General features: G+C 34.7%; 20 protein-coding genes. 13 read left to right on the top strand and 7 right to left on the bottom strand.

What is annotated here, in order from left to right; genetic code table 11:
• Nucleotides 1-16 precede the first annotated feature (16 nt).
• Together EHE21_RS08900 and EHE21_RS08895 are read left to right on the top strand one after the other, a co-directional pair.
• Complete coding sequence (locus EHE21_RS08900) at nt 17-1,933, top strand: hypothetical protein (protein ID WP_194952447.1); 1,917 nt, start codon at nt 17-19, stop codon at nt 1,931-1,933.
• Nucleotides 1,926-4,577, top strand: coding sequence for a bpX6 domain-containing protein (locus tag EHE21_RS08895; protein ID WP_194952446.1), 2,652 nt, complete (start codon nt 1,926-1,928; stop codon nt 4,575-4,577). Before EHE21_RS08900 ends, EHE21_RS08895 begins: the two co-directional genes overlap by 8 nt.
• A 29-nt stretch (nt 4,578-4,606) precedes the next feature.
• On the opposite strand, the gene EHE21_RS08890 is transcribed toward EHE21_RS08895, so the two are convergent.
• Nucleotides 4,607-5,506: a LysR family transcriptional regulator gene (locus tag EHE21_RS08890; RefSeq protein WP_194952445.1), complete on the bottom strand. Its 900-nt coding sequence runs from the start codon at nt 5,504-5,506 to the stop codon at nt 4,607-4,609.
• Nucleotides 5,507-5,608: 102 nt separating this feature from the next.
• Between EHE21_RS08890 and EHE21_RS08885 the strand changes: the two genes are divergently transcribed.
• The 5 genes from EHE21_RS08885 (at nt 5,609) to EHE21_RS08865 (ending at nt 8,251) form a co-directional block, all read left to right on the top strand.
• The gene (locus tag EHE21_RS08885) at nt 5,609-6,079 is read left to right on the top strand and encodes a DMT family transporter (protein WP_194952444.1); all 471 of its coding nucleotides are present in this window, start codon (nt 5,609-5,611) and stop codon (nt 6,077-6,079) included.
• Between the two features lie 81 nt (nt 6,080-6,160).
• Complete coding sequence (locus tag EHE21_RS08880; protein WP_194952443.1) at nt 6,161-6,505, top strand: DUF7716 domain-containing protein; 345 nt, start codon at nt 6,161-6,163, stop codon at nt 6,503-6,505.
• Nucleotides 6,506-6,620: 115 nt separating this feature from the next.
• Nucleotides 6,621-7,019, top strand: a complete 399-nt coding sequence (locus EHE21_RS08875) for a hypothetical protein (protein WP_194952442.1) — start codon at nt 6,621-6,623, stop codon at nt 7,017-7,019.
• A gap of 135 nt (nt 7,020-7,154) precedes the next feature.
• Nucleotides 7,155-7,469 carry an antibiotic biosynthesis monooxygenase family protein gene (locus tag EHE21_RS08870; RefSeq protein WP_194952441.1) on the top strand — a complete coding sequence of 105 codons (315 nt, stop codon included), beginning with the start codon at nt 7,155-7,157 and terminating at the stop codon, nt 7,467-7,469.
• Between the two features lie 77 nt (nt 7,470-7,546).
• The gene (locus EHE21_RS08865; RefSeq protein WP_194952440.1) at nt 7,547-8,251 is read left to right on the top strand and encodes an ArsR/SmtB family transcription factor; all 705 of its coding nucleotides are present in this window, start codon (nt 7,547-7,549) and stop codon (nt 8,249-8,251) included.
• 67 nt (nt 8,252-8,318) lie between these two features.
• On the opposite strand, the gene EHE21_RS08860 is transcribed toward EHE21_RS08865, so the two are convergent.
• Entirely contained in the window at nt 8,319-8,864 is a 546-nt protein-coding gene (locus EHE21_RS08860) for a toxin-antitoxin system YwqK family antitoxin (protein ID WP_165123873.1), read from the bottom strand.
• Nucleotides 8,865-9,338: 474 nt separating this feature from the next.
• Nucleotides 9,339-10,562: an MFS transporter gene (locus tag EHE21_RS08855; RefSeq protein ID WP_194952439.1), complete on the bottom strand. Its 1,224-nt coding sequence runs from the start codon at nt 10,560-10,562 to the stop codon at nt 9,339-9,341.
• A gap of 100 nt (nt 10,563-10,662) precedes the next feature.
• Here EHE21_RS08855 and EHE21_RS08850 point away from each other — a divergent pair, with 100 nt between their 5' ends.
• The 3 genes from EHE21_RS08850 (at nt 10,663) to EHE21_RS18900 (ending at nt 12,108) form a co-directional block, all read left to right on the top strand.
• On the top strand, nt 10,663-11,112 hold the full coding sequence (locus EHE21_RS08850; RefSeq protein ID WP_194952438.1) for a winged helix-turn-helix transcriptional regulator: 450 nt from the start codon (nt 10,663-10,665) through the stop codon (nt 11,110-11,112).
• Between the two features lie 138 nt (nt 11,113-11,250).
• Nucleotides 11,251-11,850 carry a serine hydrolase gene (locus tag EHE21_RS08845; RefSeq protein WP_201161577.1) on the top strand — a complete coding sequence of 200 codons (600 nt, stop codon included), beginning with the start codon at nt 11,251-11,253 and terminating at the stop codon, nt 11,848-11,850.
• 12 nt (nt 11,851-11,862) lie between these two features.
• Nucleotides 11,863-12,108 carry a hypothetical protein gene (locus EHE21_RS18900; protein ID WP_201161576.1) on the top strand — a complete coding sequence of 82 codons (246 nt, stop codon included), beginning with the start codon at nt 11,863-11,865 and terminating at the stop codon, nt 12,106-12,108.
• Between the two features lie 56 nt (nt 12,109-12,164).
• Here the strand turns inward: EHE21_RS18900 and EHE21_RS08840 are convergent, their stop codons facing one another.
• Nucleotides 12,165-12,731, bottom strand: a complete 567-nt coding sequence (locus tag EHE21_RS08840) for a DJ-1/PfpI family protein (protein ID WP_194952437.1) — start codon at nt 12,729-12,731, stop codon at nt 12,165-12,167.
• Nucleotides 12,728-13,393: an alanyl-tRNA editing protein gene (locus EHE21_RS08835; RefSeq protein ID WP_194952436.1), complete on the bottom strand. Its 666-nt coding sequence runs from the start codon at nt 13,391-13,393 to the stop codon at nt 12,728-12,730. Before EHE21_RS08835 ends, EHE21_RS08840 begins: the two co-directional genes overlap by 4 nt.
• A 722-nt stretch (nt 13,394-14,115) precedes the next feature.
• Here EHE21_RS08835 and EHE21_RS08830 point away from each other — a divergent pair.
• Together EHE21_RS08830 and EHE21_RS08825 are read left to right on the top strand one after the other, a co-directional pair.
• Complete coding sequence (locus EHE21_RS08830) at nt 14,116-15,720, top strand: AAA family ATPase (protein WP_194952435.1); 1,605 nt, start codon at nt 14,116-14,118, stop codon at nt 15,718-15,720.
• Nucleotides 15,717-16,577, top strand: a complete 861-nt coding sequence (locus tag EHE21_RS08825) for a hypothetical protein (protein WP_194952434.1) — start codon at nt 15,717-15,719, stop codon at nt 16,575-16,577. Before EHE21_RS08830 ends, EHE21_RS08825 begins: the two co-directional genes overlap by 4 nt.
• Nucleotides 16,578-17,620: 1,043 nt before the next feature.
• Here the strand turns inward: EHE21_RS08825 and EHE21_RS08820 are convergent.
• Both EHE21_RS08820 and EHE21_RS18980 read right to left on the bottom strand, forming a co-directional pair.
• The gene (locus tag EHE21_RS08820; RefSeq protein ID WP_201161575.1) at nt 17,621-17,911 is read right to left on the bottom strand and encodes a hypothetical protein; all 291 of its coding nucleotides are present in this window, start codon (nt 17,909-17,911) and stop codon (nt 17,621-17,623) included.
• On the bottom strand, nt 17,908-18,042 hold the full coding sequence (locus tag EHE21_RS18980) for a hypothetical protein (protein WP_267463847.1): 135 nt from the start codon (nt 18,040-18,042) through the stop codon (nt 17,908-17,910). Before EHE21_RS18980 ends, EHE21_RS08820 begins: the two co-directional genes overlap by 4 nt.
• A 262-nt stretch (nt 18,043-18,304) precedes the next feature.
• On the opposite strand from EHE21_RS18980, the gene EHE21_RS08815 reads away from it, so the two are divergent.
• Entirely contained in the window at nt 18,305-19,084 is a 780-nt protein-coding gene (locus EHE21_RS08815; protein WP_228766756.1) for a hypothetical protein, read from the top strand.

Genomic DNA, 19,084 nt, shown 5'->3' with positions numbered 1-19,084 from the left:
GGATCGGTTTATCATCATGTCATTACCCACAACACAACCTACATCGTTGCCCGAAGCGCTACAACCTTGGCAAACTTGGCTTAGCTGGTTAGATCCCGAATTAATTCCTGCATTCTCTGACCTATTACAACGCCTAAGTCGTCTATTAGGTCCTGTACAGGGAAAGCAGCTCGGTGGCTTACCTGAACAAGATGGTATAGGGCAAATACAGCGTAAAGGTAATTATCAAAACCTGTTACTTAGTGAATGGTTAATGGCTGATGAAGTACCTGATGAATTTATGAGACGCGCCATTAATGCAGAACATCTCTTTTTGGCACCAAACTATAAATCTCAACAATCTTTAAATCAGATCACTGTGCTTTTTGATACCGGTATTTCGCAACTGGGTGAATGTCGCCTAGTGCATATTGCAATGCTTATTATATTGGCACAACGGGCAGAAAAAGCGGGTTGCACATTAATGTGGGGAACATTGCAATCAATCATTCCATTAATGCCGTTAAATACCATAAATGATCTACACGAATTATTGACTCGTCGGACTTATTCACCTGTTTTACAAGAAAACATCGCGCATTGGCAAAACGTTATTGCAGAAGATGTTGATGTACAAAACGGTGAGATTTGGTTAGTTACAGGCGCTCACCAACAATCTATATTAAAACAACCTATATTGAAACAGATTGCATCAAGCCATCATATCGAATTAACGGCAGATGATTGTTTCAATAAAACGATTGATGTCAAAATTCGCACGCCGCATTTTCAGCGCCATATTGTATTGCCAACGCCACCTAGAGCACTAAGTTCACGATTATTAAAAGGGCAATTAAGACCGCCTTCAGTGCAAAATACACATCAACATGAACACAAAATGTCACTGATGTTTTCACCTGTTATCTCATTTCATGGTAGCGCAGTGGGTGTCACTTTATTAGGTAAACCTGGGTTAGTGGTTATTAAAATTCCACCGTTCAATAGATTGAATCAAAACAATCCGCTTAAAAAACCGTTTGTATACCAAATGTATCCTGATGGTTATACTATTTTAGCGTTACAGTGTCACGGAAAAAAAGTGGGCGCATTACTTTCCAATAACAATGGCCTCTACTTTTGGCAATTACCCAAACTCTCTTATATACCTCGACCTTCGGATGAAGAGTTTTCAGCAGGTATTGGACGGGGTAATACACTTGCCAGTGCTTATTTATCGAATAAGGAAGAATATTCCAGCTTATTTGTTCATGATAGAGCAAGACGGCTAGTCGCTTTCTCATCCAATATTTATGATGAAGAAAAAAACGGCTTTAAAATCGTTGAAGAGAAAGTCCTTGGTATAGAGAAAATAGCAGACAACTTACTTGTGTATATTTATCTCAATGACAGTAGTGAATTAGTCCAAATGGTCACGGGTGCAAACTTTTCTCATAAGAAATACCAACACCGACTCTATTTTACTCAATTTATTTCCTATCAAAGAGCTGTATTATTTGCTTATCACCATAAATATACCAATGGTTCTAAATCAATCTCTTGTGCTATTTCGCTAGGCACTAATCGACAAAGTTGGCATGTTTATAATATGGAAATTGATGAGGTTTATGGCTATCAAATAGACTTACCTCAAGGATGGCAAGGAATAGGACTTTTTTATCCAACACTCGATGGCTCTATAGAAAAAGATTTAACCACCTTAAATATTTTGATGATCAGCCCAAACAAACGAAACATTGCCAGTTATTCAAAAGGTGAGATAGAAATCTTATATCGTGCAGATAATCCGTTTACACGTTACTCATTTAGCCCATCTCAAGGCCTATTTGCTGCATTAACGGATCATGCTCAAGTCGTTGTTTATGATGTATACCAAAAACAATTACGCCTAAATCTGTATACCATTGAACAAGAAGGTGACACCCAAAATGCATAACGATTATATTCGTCATCCAATGTTATTGGGATATCGCCAAATTGAAGGTTTATGGCTACCGAATGACTGGTTTAACGAAACTCAACGGCTGACTTATTTAATAAAACATTGGCAAGCTAACTGTCGTATTTATCGATTCGAACAAGGAGATGTTCTCTGTTTTACTGAAAATAAAACAGTGGATTGCTCATCCATTGAAGGATGGCCTTTAATTCGTTACGGTCGCCTTTATAGCACAGCACCTCTAGATAATGATGAGATAAAAAAACTGCCTTATGCAGATCTTGCTTTAGTGCGTAGTGGTGTTGTAACAACGCTTCTATTTTCACAAGCTGAACCTCTCTCACTTGCTGATTATCTTGATATTAAAGAGATTCATTTTGAAGAAACTGATAACTACGCCAGTCTATATGAGATAAAACCTCAAGCATTGTCAGAAGAGAAAAATATTAGAACAATTATTGGTGACTATATTCCACCGGCGGCAGATCAACAAAAGCAATTTATAAAAACTGTATTTGAAAACGCTTCGTCGTCATCTCAAACACAAGCACCTCATGCAAAAGCATCATTATCACTGACTCAGAAAATCATTAATAAATTTCTGGCGCCTCAAAATCGTAATGCAATGCATTCTTCATCTAAAGCGATATCTCAATTATCACCGTGGCAACGTTGGCTAAATAAGCTTTCAATTAAAAGTGGATTAGCCTCTATGATGAGTAAGCAACAAGCGGATTATATTAATAAAATGATGAAAATGTTTGAAGACGGTAATGTCGATCAAGCATTGCGTCATGGTATTCCGCTTAGTCAATATCAAGAAAACCAAGAAACAACGCCTTCACCTTATTTAGGGAGATTAAAAGGGCGAAATAAACTAGAGATATCAGCCGATCAACAAGGGTATAAAAGTCTTTATCTTGGGGATGAACTGCAAAATTATTTAAAACAACTTTATCGTCAACAGTTTATAAAGCTGGATAAAGCTGGCTGTAATGAAGAAGCGCTGTTTGTTCTCGCTGAATTGTTACAAGAAAAAGAAGAAGCTCTGAGTTATTTAGAAAGCTTTCAACGCTATCAACACGCGGCGGAACTGGCACGGATGTGGGGAATGCGACCTGATCGTATTATTCGTTTATATTGCTTAGCGGGCGATATTGATTCTGCTGTTATTTATGCTCGCCTACACAATGCTTTTTCCTACGTCGTATTACAGTTACAAGAAAAACATCCTGATATTGCAGATAAAATGCGTGAAGAGTGGGCTGAATATCTGGTTGACTGTGAAGATTATTTACAAGCTATCGATATTATCTGGCAATTAAACAATGAAATCAGCCGTAATAAAGCCAAGCATTGGTTAGAAATAGCCTATCAAGCTGGTGGAGAATTAAGCCTACGCAGTCTTGTAAAATCAGCATTTCTATTACCTGATACTTTTCATTTATATCAAGATGATATTAAAAAAGTATGTAACGATCCACTTGCAACTATTCAACGCGCCATTTTAGTCAGAGAGCTATTAGCACTGCCTAAGCAGACTAAATTAACAGAACAACTAATTAACCAACTTATTCGACCCATTATTGTTGATCAATATAGTGCGAATTCTGTGCTAGAAAGAAAAGAAATTAGCCAACTCATTCATAAAAGTACCAATAAACTATTAAAAACAGATATGCCTTATAGTGATATTCCTGAGGCTAAACGTTATTCCTTAGATGCACAAAATCACTTTATTTCAGCGACTATTCCAGAACAAGGGCTTTACGCTATTTATGATGTCGTTGCCTTAAATGATCACCGATATCTTATCGCTTTGGGTGGATCTGGAGTGTTATTAACTGATGCAGCTGGGAAAAAACTTTGGCATGATTTAACGCCAACTTATCATATTGTTATCGCAGAAAATCACCAAAGTGCTTTATTATTAGCGCCAAGAGGCGATTATTTCCAAATTAATTCATTAGCAATCACAACGCACTCTATTCAAGAGCTTGGCACTCTAAAATGCACTGTTTTTACTCGTGTTTTTGATGGTGTTTTTTGGACTATTGCCAGTAACAATACAGTACAAGTTGTTGATACTAAAAATGACTTTAAAATCGTTTGGAATGTAGATGCCTTGAATGGCGATGTTATCGAGATCCTTCGCCACAATGATACTGAATATTGGCTCATTAATAGTGATCCCCAAGAACGCTGGTCATATGATTTACCTGAACGTAGGTTAACTCAACGAGAAAGCCTACCTCATCATTTAAATGAGGGATTAAAATATGATGTTATGTCTAACTCATACTATGGCGTAAAGCATGATAAATGCGTGCTAACCTCAGCAGACTCACACTATACGCAACGATTACAACTACCTAATACACAATCTATTGAAGAACAACATTCATTTAATTTAATAAAAAGAACAGCCACGTTAATTTATTGGCAAAAAGATGAATTAACGATATTTCGTTTATATAGCAATCAAAATCACTGTACCTTCGAGCTTAAATGGCAAACAAACTTAGAGCCACAATATCGAAGTGAATTTAATCAATGGTATTTTTTCGATAAAACAGGGCGTTTAGTGCATTTTGATTGGAATAATGGGCGAATAAATACACTGAGTTTACTTTTAAAATAGAGACCAACTTAAAAGAAGAATATGATTTTTTATTCTTCTTTTAAAAGTGCCACAATGGTATTTCTTAGCCAATTAAGCGCATTGTCATTATCGCTACGTTGATGCCAGATCATCTGAAATTCTAATTCCGGAATATCAATGGGAGGGGTAAATATAGAAAATTTCTGGCGCATATTTTTAGGAATGGCTTTTTCAGCAATCGTCAAAATTAAATCCGTATTTTCTAATAATTGAGGGGCAATTTGCCAATAGGGTACGGTAACCGCAATACGGCGTTGTTGATGTATTAATTGAAGTTGATGGTCTATTTCATTGGCATCGAAAGGTTTCATACTGACTAAAATATGGGGCGCTAACAGCCACTCTGTTAGATTTATTGTTTTTTCGGGATACACTGTTTTATCGACCACACTTACCATTTTATCGGTAAAAATAGATTTCGAACGTAATGTATTATCAAAAATATTAAACACCCCAAACGCTAAATCTAAACTTCCTTCATTTAACTTACTTTGCATTTCTTCTCGGCTGCTGTGCCAAATTTTTAAATCAACATCAGGGGCATAAGTATGTAAATAATGAATTAACTTGGTTGAAATTAGCGTTGCACCATAATCAGACATCGCAATATTAAAGCGTCTTTTACAATCCTTCGGCTGAAAGTCTTGTTGTGCAATAAGATTATCGAGTTGTTCCAATGCTTGAGTCAGTGGTTGATAAAGTGATTCCGCTTTACTGGTTAATTGATATTGCCCATTTTTTCTCACTAAAAGCGGATCTTGAAACAACTCTCTTAAATTATTGAGCGTATGACTTACCGTTGGCTGACTTTTATGTAATCGCTCTGCTGCGCGACTTACATGGCGTTCTCGCAATAGATAAAATAAAGTAACCAACTGATTTAAATCTAGTTTTCTTAAGTTATTCATATCACGAATAGTGCCTTATAAAATTGTTCATTTCCTCAAGATAACATCATTGACTAACATCCCCTTAATTTATTTTTAGTCGTAATTTATTAAGAGGTTACTATGTCAACACTATCATTATCTGGGCTTTTGCTCGCAGTTTTGGCATTACTTGCCGGTGCAGTGGTGCCCATTCAAGCCGCCAGTAATGCTATATTAGCGCGCCAATTAGGCCATCCTTTATGGGCAAGTGCAATATCGCTGTTAATCAGTATTGCGGTTTTAATTCCACTCTTATTTATTTTTAAAGTTCCTAAGCCTAATTTCAGTACTGAGCTTTTTAGTCAACCTATTTGGATCTGGTTTGGCGGTATTGCAGGTATGCTTTATCTAACGTCTGCGTTAATTCTAGTACCAAAAATTGGCAGCACGACCTTTTTTGTGATGGTGATTGCAGGGCAACTCATTATTTCTACTTTAATTGAACAATTTGGTTGGTTTGGTATGAGCCAAAACTCGATTCCATTAAGTAAGATTTTGGGGATTGGTTTGGTTATTTTAGGGGTTTTATGTGTTCAATTCTCACGAAAATAGGACTAAGTTATAGCGCCACTCTCTATAAACGTTGTACGCTGTCGGTAATAATTTACTGTTAAATTGACTGAGAGCTTATATATGTTGCAAAAAGATCACCAATATCACCTAACAGATATTATATTGGCAATGAAACAAATTGAGTTGCGAGATGATAACTTTTGTTTATACGGTGAGGATGATATTGAAAACAAATTAAAAATAGGGCAACAGTATTTTATTGCAGATTATCCTGACGTTGATGATAACGATAACGAAATCTACCCCGATATTGTGCAAATGAATCATCTCGTTTATTTATACTCTGGTCAGCAGTTTGCGGATGTTATTGATTTAGCATTAGAACAAAAACCATCTGCAACATTAGATGATTTAGTTAATGCACTTAACTATTATTCAGAACATGATGATTTTATGGATCTTTAATTGTCTTAGCGTCTCGTCCACTGGGCAAAGCCATTAAATACACATTGGATCAGTGGCCTAAGCTCATTTACTGTTTCGATGATGGTCACTTATCTATGTGGAGAGGATTGATAAAATGGCTAAGTTTCCCTTAAAAAATAGATTATGGTTTAACTATGTTATTTGTATAATTTTTTTTGTATTTTCAAGATATATTTTGCAGATTATAACTAACTATATATTTAAAGATCCTCAACCAAGCGTGGAAGTGCTGTATCTTGTAAACATTATATTTTATGTTTTATTATTTCTTTGTGGTTGTTTAGCCGGTTATTTAATAAATAAACGAACCATACTACATTCTTTATTAGTTACTGCCATTGCTATTATGTTTACTATTCCTCTTATGGGAATAAATTTAAGTAATTATACAGGGTTTATCTATCTATTAATATTTGGCACTGTTATAGGTGGAATTGGGGGAGCAACAGCATTATTAGTGAAAAAACTTTGTCAATCACATCAGAAGATTTAGTTTCATCAGAAGATGTTTATAGTCTCTTTCTGCTTTATTTTTAAAATAGATAATTACTCTCATTTCAACAATTATCGAAGTGTTGTCTATTTTTTATCAATACACTCACTATCACCCAATTAAAGGAGAGCACTAATGATTGCCGTGATATTTGAAGTCAAAATTAAATCAGGAAAACAGGATCGTTATTTATCTTTAGCGGCTGATTTAAAGCCATTACTAACAGATATTGAGGGATTTATTTCAATAGAACGATTTCAAAGTTTATCAACCGAAGGAAAATTATTATCACTTTCTTGGTGGGAAAATGAAGAAGCTGTTTTGCAATGGAAGAAAAATATTTTACATAAAAGTGCACAACAAGAAGGTCGAGAGTCTATTTTCGATTTTTACAAAATTAGCATTGCTTCTTTGGCTCGTGAATATTCATTTGATGCAGAAAGTCTGTAATTAAATAGGCTAGATAACTTGCTACAATAACGTTATTACCCCATTAATGACATGCTATCAAAGGGCTTAATTTTTAAATGGCTAAATCAGAGATGAAATCGGAATATCAACATACTGTAGAATCAGCAATAGCCGCTGTGGGTGCAGCAATATCTGATATTTCCAGAGTAAAAATACTCTGTGCATTAATGGATGGAAGGGCATGGACAGCAACTGAGCTGGGTATTGTGGCTGATATTTCTGCCTCTACAGCAAGTAGCCATTTATCAAAACTACTCAGTAATCGCCTTATTTCTGTCATATCCCAAGGTAAATACCGTTATTTCCGATTAGCTAACGATGAAATTGCCAACGTGATTGAAAAGTTAATGAGCTTTTCAACCGACCATATTTCACAAGCTAAAATCACAACGCCCAAAAACTTAAGGAAGGCACGAACTTGTTATAATCATTTAGCAGGTGAAGTTGCTGTCGATATTTACCATTCACTTTGTCAGCAAAAATGGATAACAGAAGACGGCCGCGCTATTACAGCACTCGGTCTTGAGCGATTTAAAAATATGGGTCTTGAATTTCAAGCAAAGCATTCTCGTAATATTTGCTGCCCATGTTTAGATTGGAGTGAACGTCGTTTCCATTTAGGCGGACAAATTGGTGCTGCTTTTCTTAATTACGCAGAAGCACAAGCGTGGTTAACACGGCATCAAGGATATAGAGAAGTGACTATCAGCGAGAAAGGTTATAAAGCGTTGGCTCAATACTTTAATATAAAAAAGAGATAAATCGTATTTGCAGAATAAAATAAAACCGGCTTTCATAAATAACAAAAAGCCGGTAGCTCAAATCAGGTTATTTTAAGATTTTAACCTTACCATCTAACACTTGACCTTTATTAATCACTTTTCCGTTTTCATCATATTGAGTTATTACACCAATAAGAGCTTTATTCTCTATATATCCCTGCAAATTAACATTATTTTTAGGTGTATTATGATAATACTTGAAAGCGCCATGCGGTAAGCCGTTACGCATAGCAATTTCACTGTATATATTGCCGTTAGTCTGGTAACTTTTTACCACACCGTTAACTTCACAATTCTTCAGTGGTATGATCATTTGTAATTTACCATTTTCATAATAAGCATTAACGTAACGGTCAAAACAACCTTTAGTTACCCATGATTTATATTTAATTTGGCCCCCAGGATAATAACGTAAATATTCACCATCTTTTGTTCCTGGTGGTATAGCTGGCACTTTTAGTTTAGTGGTGTTTTCCATCAATTTAATATTACTCAGTGTCATTTCTGGATTGCTGCCTAGGCTAAAAAGGAAGGCAGAACAACCAGAGAGCAATAGTGTTGAACTCAATATTAAAGAAAGTACAATTCTCATATTCATCCTCGCATAGTATAAATAAAAATACTTAGTTTCCGTTTATAAATATTTATTTTCACATTAAATATAATGTTAGCGTAAAGCAGGGTAATTAGAGCGAATATAGGAAAGAACTGACACTGGCGTGATTTTTGCGGTTTTTCGAGCATTTATAATAGAATTAAACGAATCCGACTAGTAAGGTGATAACATGATCACACTTAAATAAATATTCTTTGTTTCGTCATTTATAATACACATTTGAAACTTATTCTTTTAATGATGACTCATTATCGAGCATGGAAATCAGACCATAAAAAAAGAAAGTACATAACCGAATATAATTACAGGTTGCTTAATAAATTCATTGTCGTTTTTATAAATCATAAGAGATTAATAATAGAGAAGAAGGCTGATATTCTTAATAAGAAGTAATATAACTTACTGTTTATTATAAAATATTAAAAAAGCCTTCCTCTAATATTTGTGATTTCAAAAAGAGCGATTGCGCGTTATCCACCAAATAATAAGCGCCAATAAACTAACTAATGCACCTAAAATACAAACACCATTCCAACCAGCATAAGAATACATTGCCGTTGAACTGATCGCGCCCAAACCACTGCCTATTGCATAAAACATCATATATAAACTGATCATTCTGCTGTTGGCTTCCGGCTTAGTGCGATAAATCATGCTCTGATTAGTAACATGTAATGCTTGTCCGCCAGCATCTAATAAAATAATACCAACAACCAATGCCCATATTGACCAATTTATTAATGATATTAGGAACCAAGCTAAAATTAAAATAACTAACGCATAAAAGCTAACTCGTTTTCCATAACCACGATCTGCCCAACCACCTGATTTTGAAGCGACTAATGCGCCAATAGCGCCAACCAATCCCAAAGAGCCAATCACTGTACGAGAATAATTAAAAGGTGCATCACTTAATGGAATAACAATAGCGCTCCAAAAAATATTGAAGGCAGCAAACATCAGTAAAGCTAAAAATCCTCGAACTTGTAATACTTTTTGTTCTTTTAATAAATAAAATAGAGAGAAAATTAATTGATGATATTTTATATCTTTTGCCACAACTTTTAGGTTTGGCAAGCGACGCGATAGTGGGTATGCAATACTTAGCATCAAGATAGCTGAGCAGATATAAACCCCTCGCCAACCTACTAAATCACTGATAAGACCAGAAAAAGTACGTGATAATAGCAGACCAATAAAAACACCACTTTGCGCAGTACCAATAACTCGCCCTTGATCACCAAGACTAGCAGAACTTGCCGCATAAGCGATAAGACCTTGAGTCATTGCCGTGCCCAACATCCCAACAGAAAGCATTCCTATCATCAATGTCATTGGCGTCTTTGCCACTCCTACAGCAATAAGCGATATTAATAGCGCAACCAACTGTAATAACATGAGTTTTTTACGTTCTATTTTATCGCCAAGTGGCACTAAGAATAAAAGGGCAAGAGCACATCCTATTTGAGTTACAGTGATCACACTGCCAATTGCGGCATTACTTATACCAAATTCAAGTGAAAGGGCATCAAGCAATGGTTGAGCGTAATAGACATTTGCCACACTTAACCCGCTAGCAACTGCAAAAAGCAGAACAAGGCTATTGGATAATTTAGTTTCAAGGCTATGGCTGATATGACAATGGGTATTGGGACTTGCGATTAATTCTTTCATTTAACACCTGCATTCTAGTTTCAAATTAAAACCAGTTGAACAATAGGGTAACTAGTTTTAAAATGCAACTAGAAATTTACTTATTTAAAAAGAGAATTTTATGTCCAATAAAAATGCCGTATCTCAAACGCCTTGTCCTGTTGCTAGAAGTTTGGATTTAATTGGTGATCGTTGGTCATTACTTATTATTCGAGATGCTTTCGATGGAATTAGGCGCTTTCGTGATTTTCAAAAGAATTTAAGTGTTGCGCGTAATATTTTATCTGACAGATTACGCAAATTGGTTGAAGCCAATATTTTAGAAATGAAAGAAGCCTCTGATGGAACCGCGTATCAAGAGTATATATTGACGTCTGAGGGTGAAAATCTGTTCCCAATAGTCGTTGCTTTTAGACAATGGGGAGAAAAATATCTTTTCGAGAAAAACGAGCCACATTCAATATTAGTGGATAAAGAAACGGGTACAGAAATTGGATTAATGTTACCGATAAGCAAAGACGGAAAAGTTTTAGATGCCAATGCCACGTTTGTGAAAAAAGTGACGGAGTAATATCTATTTCGACCGTTCAATTGGAGCCATAAGTTTTTCTATATGCTACTAAAAATTATGATCATTTGTTAATTATGCAAAAGAAAATATAATCGCGATAAAAATAATCCCTGTATATTTAAAGAGTTAAGGTTTTTTATGCGATTACGATTAAAAACACTCGCCACATTAGTTTTAAGTATGCCGATTGTATCTTCTGCTTTTGCGCTAACTCTACATGATCAAGTTAAGCAATATGAAAAAGAAGGTTGGAAAGTAGGTTTATCAATTTTATATTCAGATAATAGTTCTGTTTCTATAAATGGAGATCAGCGTTTTCCCTTAGATAGTACAGTAAAATCAATTGCCTGCGCTAATGTCCTAGCAAAATTTGATGCCAAAAAAATTTCGTTAAATCACTCTATGATAGTCACTGAACAGAATATCGTGACATATTCACCGGTTGCTAAGAATTATATCAATAAGCCATTTACCTTAGAAAAAGCCTGCGAAGCCGCCAATGAATACAGTGATAACACTGGGGCAAATTTTGCTATTTTATCCGGTGGAGGTCCAGAAGGGCTTACAGCATTTATGAGGTCGATAGGAGATACGGTGACTCGTTCTGATCGTTATGAGCCAGAACTCACTATTAATCCCGTGGAGGATTTGCGTGATACAACGACTCCGAATGCAATGAGTCTGAGTATAAAGAATATTTTGACTGGAGATGTACTCAGTAATGCATCAAAAGATTAGTTAAAAAAATGGATGATAAATAATAAAGTCGCGGACAATATGCTTAGAGCCTCTCTTCCTAAAGGATGGGAAATTGCAGATAGATCAGGCGCAAGTGATTATGGGATCAGAGGAATAACATCGATGGTCTGGTCAAATAATCATGAGCCTGTATTTATTAGTATTTATGTTAGAAAAGGGGATTCTTCTTTAGATGAGCGTTCAGAAGTGATCCGTATCCTAGGCGCACATATATTTAATGAGTATCTTAATCATTAAAAGTAATTATTTTCAATGAGTTAAACTCGTTTTAAGCCGTATTAAAATAATCAATGTTAGAGGTGTTCTGCCGCTAGCATTGCTTTTAATTGGTTAATACTGGAAATAGGTACTCCAGCCATTTGAAATACTGCTGATGTGAAACTCACTGGCGCAGAACCTGGGCTGGTAATAATGCCATCAGAAATCACTGCAACGGTACTATCACGATAGTGACTATTGCCAATATAGCCTTCAGCATTTTCTAGCAAAAAGTTAGGGTTATTTGATGTATGAGCAGTTTCATTGAGCAAACCCGCTCGAGCAAGCGCAAGCGTTCCGCCACAAATACCGGCTATGGAGGCATTCTCATGATGAGATGAGTGAAGGAATTCTCGCAAATCAGGTGAGTTTTGGGTTTCCCAAATTGTTCCGCCAATAATCACCACCACATCGGGTTGCCATGCTAAGCATTGTTGCAAACTGCCATCAACCGTGACAGATAATCCGCCTTGTGACTGAAATATACCCGGCATCGGAGAATAAAATCGCACCTCAACACCGTAATAGACACTTGTTCCAGCAATGAGTGAGTATTCCCAGTCAGCAAAGCCGGGAGTTAATATTAACGCAATTTTTTTCATAAAGAGGTAACCTTATCTTCAACATCATTAAGATATATTTCTACTCGTTCTTTCCCTTTGCCGATATTCACTCTTTTTAAACTAATAGTGCCAATCTCAGCTGTGGATCTCACATGCGTGCCACCACAGGGAACTTTAGAAAATCCTTCAATTTTCCAGTATCTACGTTCATTAATTTCATCATCAAACCCAGTTTGAATTTGGTGATCTTCAAGAATGATTTTATTCGCTTTTGCAGCAAAATCAGGAAGGGCACTCGCAATATTCTCTGGCCAAAAAAAATCGATTCGAGACTTATCTTGGCTAATATGCGCCCCAATTTTTGTGATACTGCCATGCGCTTTATAAAATAATTCAAGGATAAGTTCTGCGGCAAAATGAAGGCGCATAAGACGTTGACGTCTTTCTCCGTCGATCAACACATCTACGGATTGTCCGACTTCTAGCTGATGTCCTTCAGGTAGTGTATAGATGATATTTAATGCTGATTTTTTAGCGGCTATTACAGGATAACCACCAATAGAGCCTTCATCGCTTTCTTGTCCACCAGAAAACGCAAAGAAAATAGTTGAAGTTAATTCAATGTCATTACCAGCGACACTTTTAACTTGTGTTCTATGTGATGTTGCATAGGGATCGACCCAAAATGATTTAATTGTCATTGCATTACTCTTGCTTCTTTGAATAAAGGGCGTTGAATATGACCCACCGATGCAAATAGGTAACGAAAAACTTTGCCTAATTTGCAACCCAATTCGATGTAATTAATTCCAAGAAAGTTGTTTAGAATATGAACTAGCTTTTTTTATTGGTCAAGATTTTTATTATTTAATAATGACTTGCAAAAGTTCGCGTTTTAAGTTCATAAACCACAGGGTACATATCTCTATGCTATAAAATATATTTTTAACAAAAAGTTGAAATCACTCTAAGAGGACTTCAGGAACTAACAGGAAATGTGCCTATTATGAGTATTTCCTGATGGCTCACTTGGCTTCACTATTTTCTGGCTTAATAGCATAACCAAGCACATGAATATTTAAGGGCCATCTGATTGTCTACTTGAGTAATTTATAAGTTTCTGTAACATTTAAATTTTAGATGCACGCAAAAAACCTAATCAGAACCAATCAATCTGAGGGCGGTAGCGTTGTCAAGGTTGGTTCGCCTTGTCTGAATCGTTTTGCCCGGCAAAATAGTTCTATCTATTAGAATGAGATCTAGGAAAGTCGAATCGTGTGAAGCGAGCGCCAATTCAATTTATCTATAAAGAACTTAGGCATTAGAATGAAATTTTTTATCTCAATAAAGGGGCTAACAGCAACCCTGTTGAATGAGATTTTTCAGTTCTTTGCCTGACCTATAAAACAAAAAGGTATAAATAATGGATGCAGTAGAGTTAATATTCTGTGAATCAATTAATTGCTTTGATTATACTTCATTTAATCTCAAAAAAACCAATTACATATTAATATCGCCGAGCGGGGATAAATTTAATGACTTTGGAAAAGTTACCTCAGTTTTAATATATGCACAATTTGAAGATGCTAAGGTTGAGTTCCATACAAAACTAGCGATTCTCGACGTAAAAGAAAACAATCAAGAACTTACTCTAATAGAGTATTTAAAAAAAACAAATAATAATCATGCTTTAATATATCCAAATGATGATATTCTTTATTTTTCGCAATGCCAGTCCTTAGATACTTACAGATATTTACATCGAACTATTGGAAAAGAAAAATCAGATATTATACTGACTAAAATTAATGATCTGAGCACTATACGGAATAAGAAAAAATATAAAAAAAAATTCCAACTATTTATTAAAAGTAAAATATTTCAAACATCTTTAATAAGAACTTCCGAGAGTTATTATGCCTTCAAAAATTCAACTTTTATAAGTGGTGAGATAGAATCTCAAGAAATAAAAAATAATGAACTAGAATTCTCGGTTGATATTGACGATGGAGAGTCAAACAGGATAAATCTTGACTTTAATTTTTCTTATAAAAAAAAACACCCTCGGAATATAATAACTATCATTGGCAGTAATGGTAACGGGAAAAGTAGAACGTTAAGTAATATTGCAAAAATGGCTCTGAGTGGCTCTAAATCTTATGGGAATAGAATAGAAGTAAACCGTATTTTATTATTCGCACCTAGACATGAGTTGCGCTCATTCCCATCTGAGCGTTGGAAAAATCCAGCAACTGACTACAGAACATTCCCTACAACAAGATCATATCAAACGCGAAGTAAAAAAACTACAACTGAAACTATTTTAGATATTATTCGAAGCGAGGAAACGATTGCGGGCAGGTCACGATGGAAAATTTTCTCTGAATCTTTGAGTGAGTTAACTAATCATGATGAAATTTATCTAAAAGGAAGCTCATCCAAAAAATATTTTTCTCTTAAATTCTTGAATGTTGAAAAAGAAAATGACAGACTCCTAGATTGGGGGACTATTCAAGAAGATCTTGAGCCAATCCGACTTATTCAAGGTAATGAGTTTAAATTAAGTAGTGGTGAGATTAGCTTTCTAAAAATAATCACCAATATGACGATGCATATCGAGAATGGGAGTCTCTTACTGATAGATGAACCTGAAACTCATTTACATCCTAATTTCATATCTCTAATAATATCTGCTTTACATAAAATACTGACAGTCACAGGCTCATATTCAATAATATCAACACACTCTGTTTATATTGTACGAGAAGTCCCTCAAGACCAAGTGATTATTTTAGAGAGAAATGAAAAAAATAATGTTGTTCAAAAAATAACAGGAATGGCTACATTAGGTGCAAACTTAGGTTCATTATCATCATTTATATTTGGAGAAAATAGTCGCTCTAAACTTGTTAATGAAATAGCCCAAAAGGTAATTAGCGAACATGAATCTTTTGAAGAAATTGAGGACTTATATAGAGATTCTTTTTCAATTGAAATGCTTTCACTTATCAGAGGTATGATGAAATGAAGTATTTCAATCAACCTCTTGAAAATGATATAGATAAAATCAAAGAAATTGCGGCCGCAAATTATTCCGGTTCAAGACTAATTGAAAGTAATCTGAACACTTTCATTGATAGATATAATGAATACTATTCATGCAAAGGTTCAGCGCTAAGTATTAATGGCATGTTTGGACTAGATGATGCAAGAGAAAGCATAAAAAATTTATATAAGAGCAAAGGAGAGAAATTATCTTTCATAAAAAAATTACGAAATAAAAACACAGGAAAATGTTGTTCAATGTGTGGTGCCAATTTAAGTACCCAAATAGATCATTTTCTTCCTCAAGAATTTTTTCCTGAATATTCTATATTAAGTGCTAATTTAATCCCTATTTGCAAATGTAATCAAAAAAAAGGAAAATTTACTGTAGGAGGTAATATTGATGAAATATTATTACATCCTAGATATGAAAAAAAACTTTCTAAACGAATTATTACAGCTAAAATAAGAAATCATGACGGCGCAATTGAAATATATCTTAAATTCAACCCACCGAAAAAAATATCGAATGCCAAAAGCTTAGCTTTTCATTATGAAAAAATTGTTGATTCTGAGTTATTGATTACTACTATCAGAGAGCGGTTTTATGAAATGAAGCGCGCACCAAGTTCGGTTGTATATACTCTTGCAGATCGAATCAATAGTCCGCAAGAACTGAAGAATATTCTATTTTCCCACCTACGATCATTTGATAAGCGACATCAAAGCCAAAATAATTGGGAGTCCATATTTATTCATGCATTACTTGAGAAAAGAACTTTTAATTGGATATGGAGAAAAATATCAGTTCTCGACCGAAACTATGATGACCCTTTTTAAAAAAGTCTTTTCTCATCAATAGTGATAATATTCATTATTTATCCTAGTCCTCTTTCTACTAACATACAAATTGTCCGACAATGGAGCCAGAGTCGAAATTGTTGGACCATCTAACTCATCTAAAAGAATTTCACGCAGGGAAAATCTATTTTTTATTGTTATTGGCTCTTTTCGAGGGTCTTTAATATGACTAGATAAATTATTTACAGATAGAATGTAACGAATCTCACCTACATGATTTGGTTTTGATGCATCGAGCGACTCCACAGTTAAAAGCAAAACTTCGCCTATTCTCAATCCGTAGTTAAACATAAGCTGATGAATTATATATGTTCTAAATTGTAAGAATAATGAAACAAATGGATTCAATTTATTTTTATATACACTAACGTTTTCCTTTGGTACTGATTCAGATATAAAAGGAGAAGAGGGTAGCAGTATTTCATCTAGGCATAATAGTTGTTCTTTCGTTAAACTTCGGTAAGTGGGATTGTGCTTCATACCACTTGGCTGTACTTTGCTAAAATTCCGAACTATTGATTTTATGCAGCGTTCATTCCAATCGCGTGACTTACAGAGAGTTCATATCGGTCAATTTGTTGAACGCTCTGATTCATATAACGTTGATTTAGATATTGAAAGAACTTAGATTCAGCGTGAACTATTCCTTTTCTTGAATACGGAGCGTAGAAGTGAAAGCTTTCTTATTGAGTATATTGCAACAAACAAGGATGGAAGAGTTGTTTGCTCATCGATTAAGGTCAGTATATGTTTCTTATCTATGCGTAAATGCTGTATCGAGTATCCCATTAAAATTCTCAGATTAGCTAGAAGTGAAGTTATTAAATTCTTAACACGTACTTGAGTCAATAGAGGCATAGGGGCTAACAGTGCTATCTAGCTGATATTTTATCTTTCATGAAGTTATTCCTTATTACGTCCAGTTTAACATAATATACATTATGCGAACCTTAGTATCTAAATACGGATAGGCACTGAAATCTCTGTTTTGGTCTGGTTGATTATGTTGATTCATTCCTAATTTAAGGCTTATTCGCCAATGCTTTTGCTAGGTCTTGAATATAGGTTTTCTGTCTTTTCTTCAGATACCACTTCACTAAAGGTCTTAAGAATATCTTTTTGGATATCACGACTTCCGTAAAGTCGATTTCAGTAATTCCATTATCAGAAGTAAAAACACCCATCCAATGACCTTTGATGTTTTCATTTTCCATATCAAACTCCCATCGTTGATATGGCACTTTAGCTGTTACCGTAAAGATGGTCGAATAACCATCTTTGGTGTGTTCAATAAATTTATGATCGTTTATCACTTCAATACTGCGTAAATCACTTCAATACTGCGTAAATCACTTCGCCATTGATAATTTTTTGTCGATGTAATCACTCGCCACAATGTTTCAATATCACACTGAAACGTTGCTTTTATATTTAGCGTTGCCATAAATTACCTCCGAACCACCTTTTCTTCTTGTCTGGTATCCGTTGCTCAGAAATTGGAAATACGATACCTAACACTATCCAATACATAAGAATATGTTATATTAATTTTAGGAAAGGTTTTTGATATGAATGACTAATTAATATAGCTCTTTTTTAGTCATTTATGCAGAAATCTTGATATTCCCCTAAGACTACCCCCGTAGTACAGCATGGGGGTTTTATCATCCGCCCTTTACTATTTCTCAAAAACATTCAAGGACACAATGATGGATGAGAACAAATCAATAGAACTATTAAAAAAACAGCAAGAACTAATCCCTCAATTAAAACAAAAAAGTCGAAAAGCACCTGAATTTGACGAATGGAAACGTGATACTAGAATCATTATAAAAAAAATATTTGGCGATAATCATGCAGGTGAGTTTTCATCTATCGTTTATTCATTAATGGTTTTTTCATCACGAACTACTGACCATGATATTCATAATGCATATCTCAGAGGATTAGATAAAGCTAATTCTCTTATATCATCCTTAATTTCAGAAATTGATACATTTGGATTAGAAAATAAACCACTTATAAAAAAAGAAGATCCAATACGTATTATTGAAAATATTTGTTATAAATTTCATAGTGTCGCAAGGCAATTACAAAATAGACATAATGATAGAAACACTTTAGACATAGAAGATGAATATGATGTTCAAGATTTATTACACTCATTACTACGAATTGATTTTGATGATATTCGCCCTGAAGAATACTCACCTAGTTATGCAAGCTCATCATCCCGAGTTGATTTTCTTCTAAAAGAACAAAAAATTATTATAGAAGTAAAAAAAACAAGAAAATCATTAAAAACCAAAGAGATTGGTGAACAGTTGATCGTCGATATAGCACGTTATAACGAGCATCCTGATTGTGAGTTACTTGTTTGCTTTATATATGATCCCGATGCAAAAATTTCAAACCCCAAAGGATTGATTAACGATTTAGAGAAAAACAACCCTAAAGTTAAAGTAATAATAAACCCAGTAAATTAA

Origin of the sequence: Proteus sp. GOKU (genome assembly GCF_015475555.1) — a bacterium.
Classification (GTDB): Bacteria; Pseudomonadota; Gammaproteobacteria; order Enterobacterales; family Enterobacteriaceae; genus Proteus; species Proteus mirabilis_B.
Note: the sequence above shows the minus strand (reverse complement) of the source record. Positions and strands in the feature narration are given on the sequence as shown.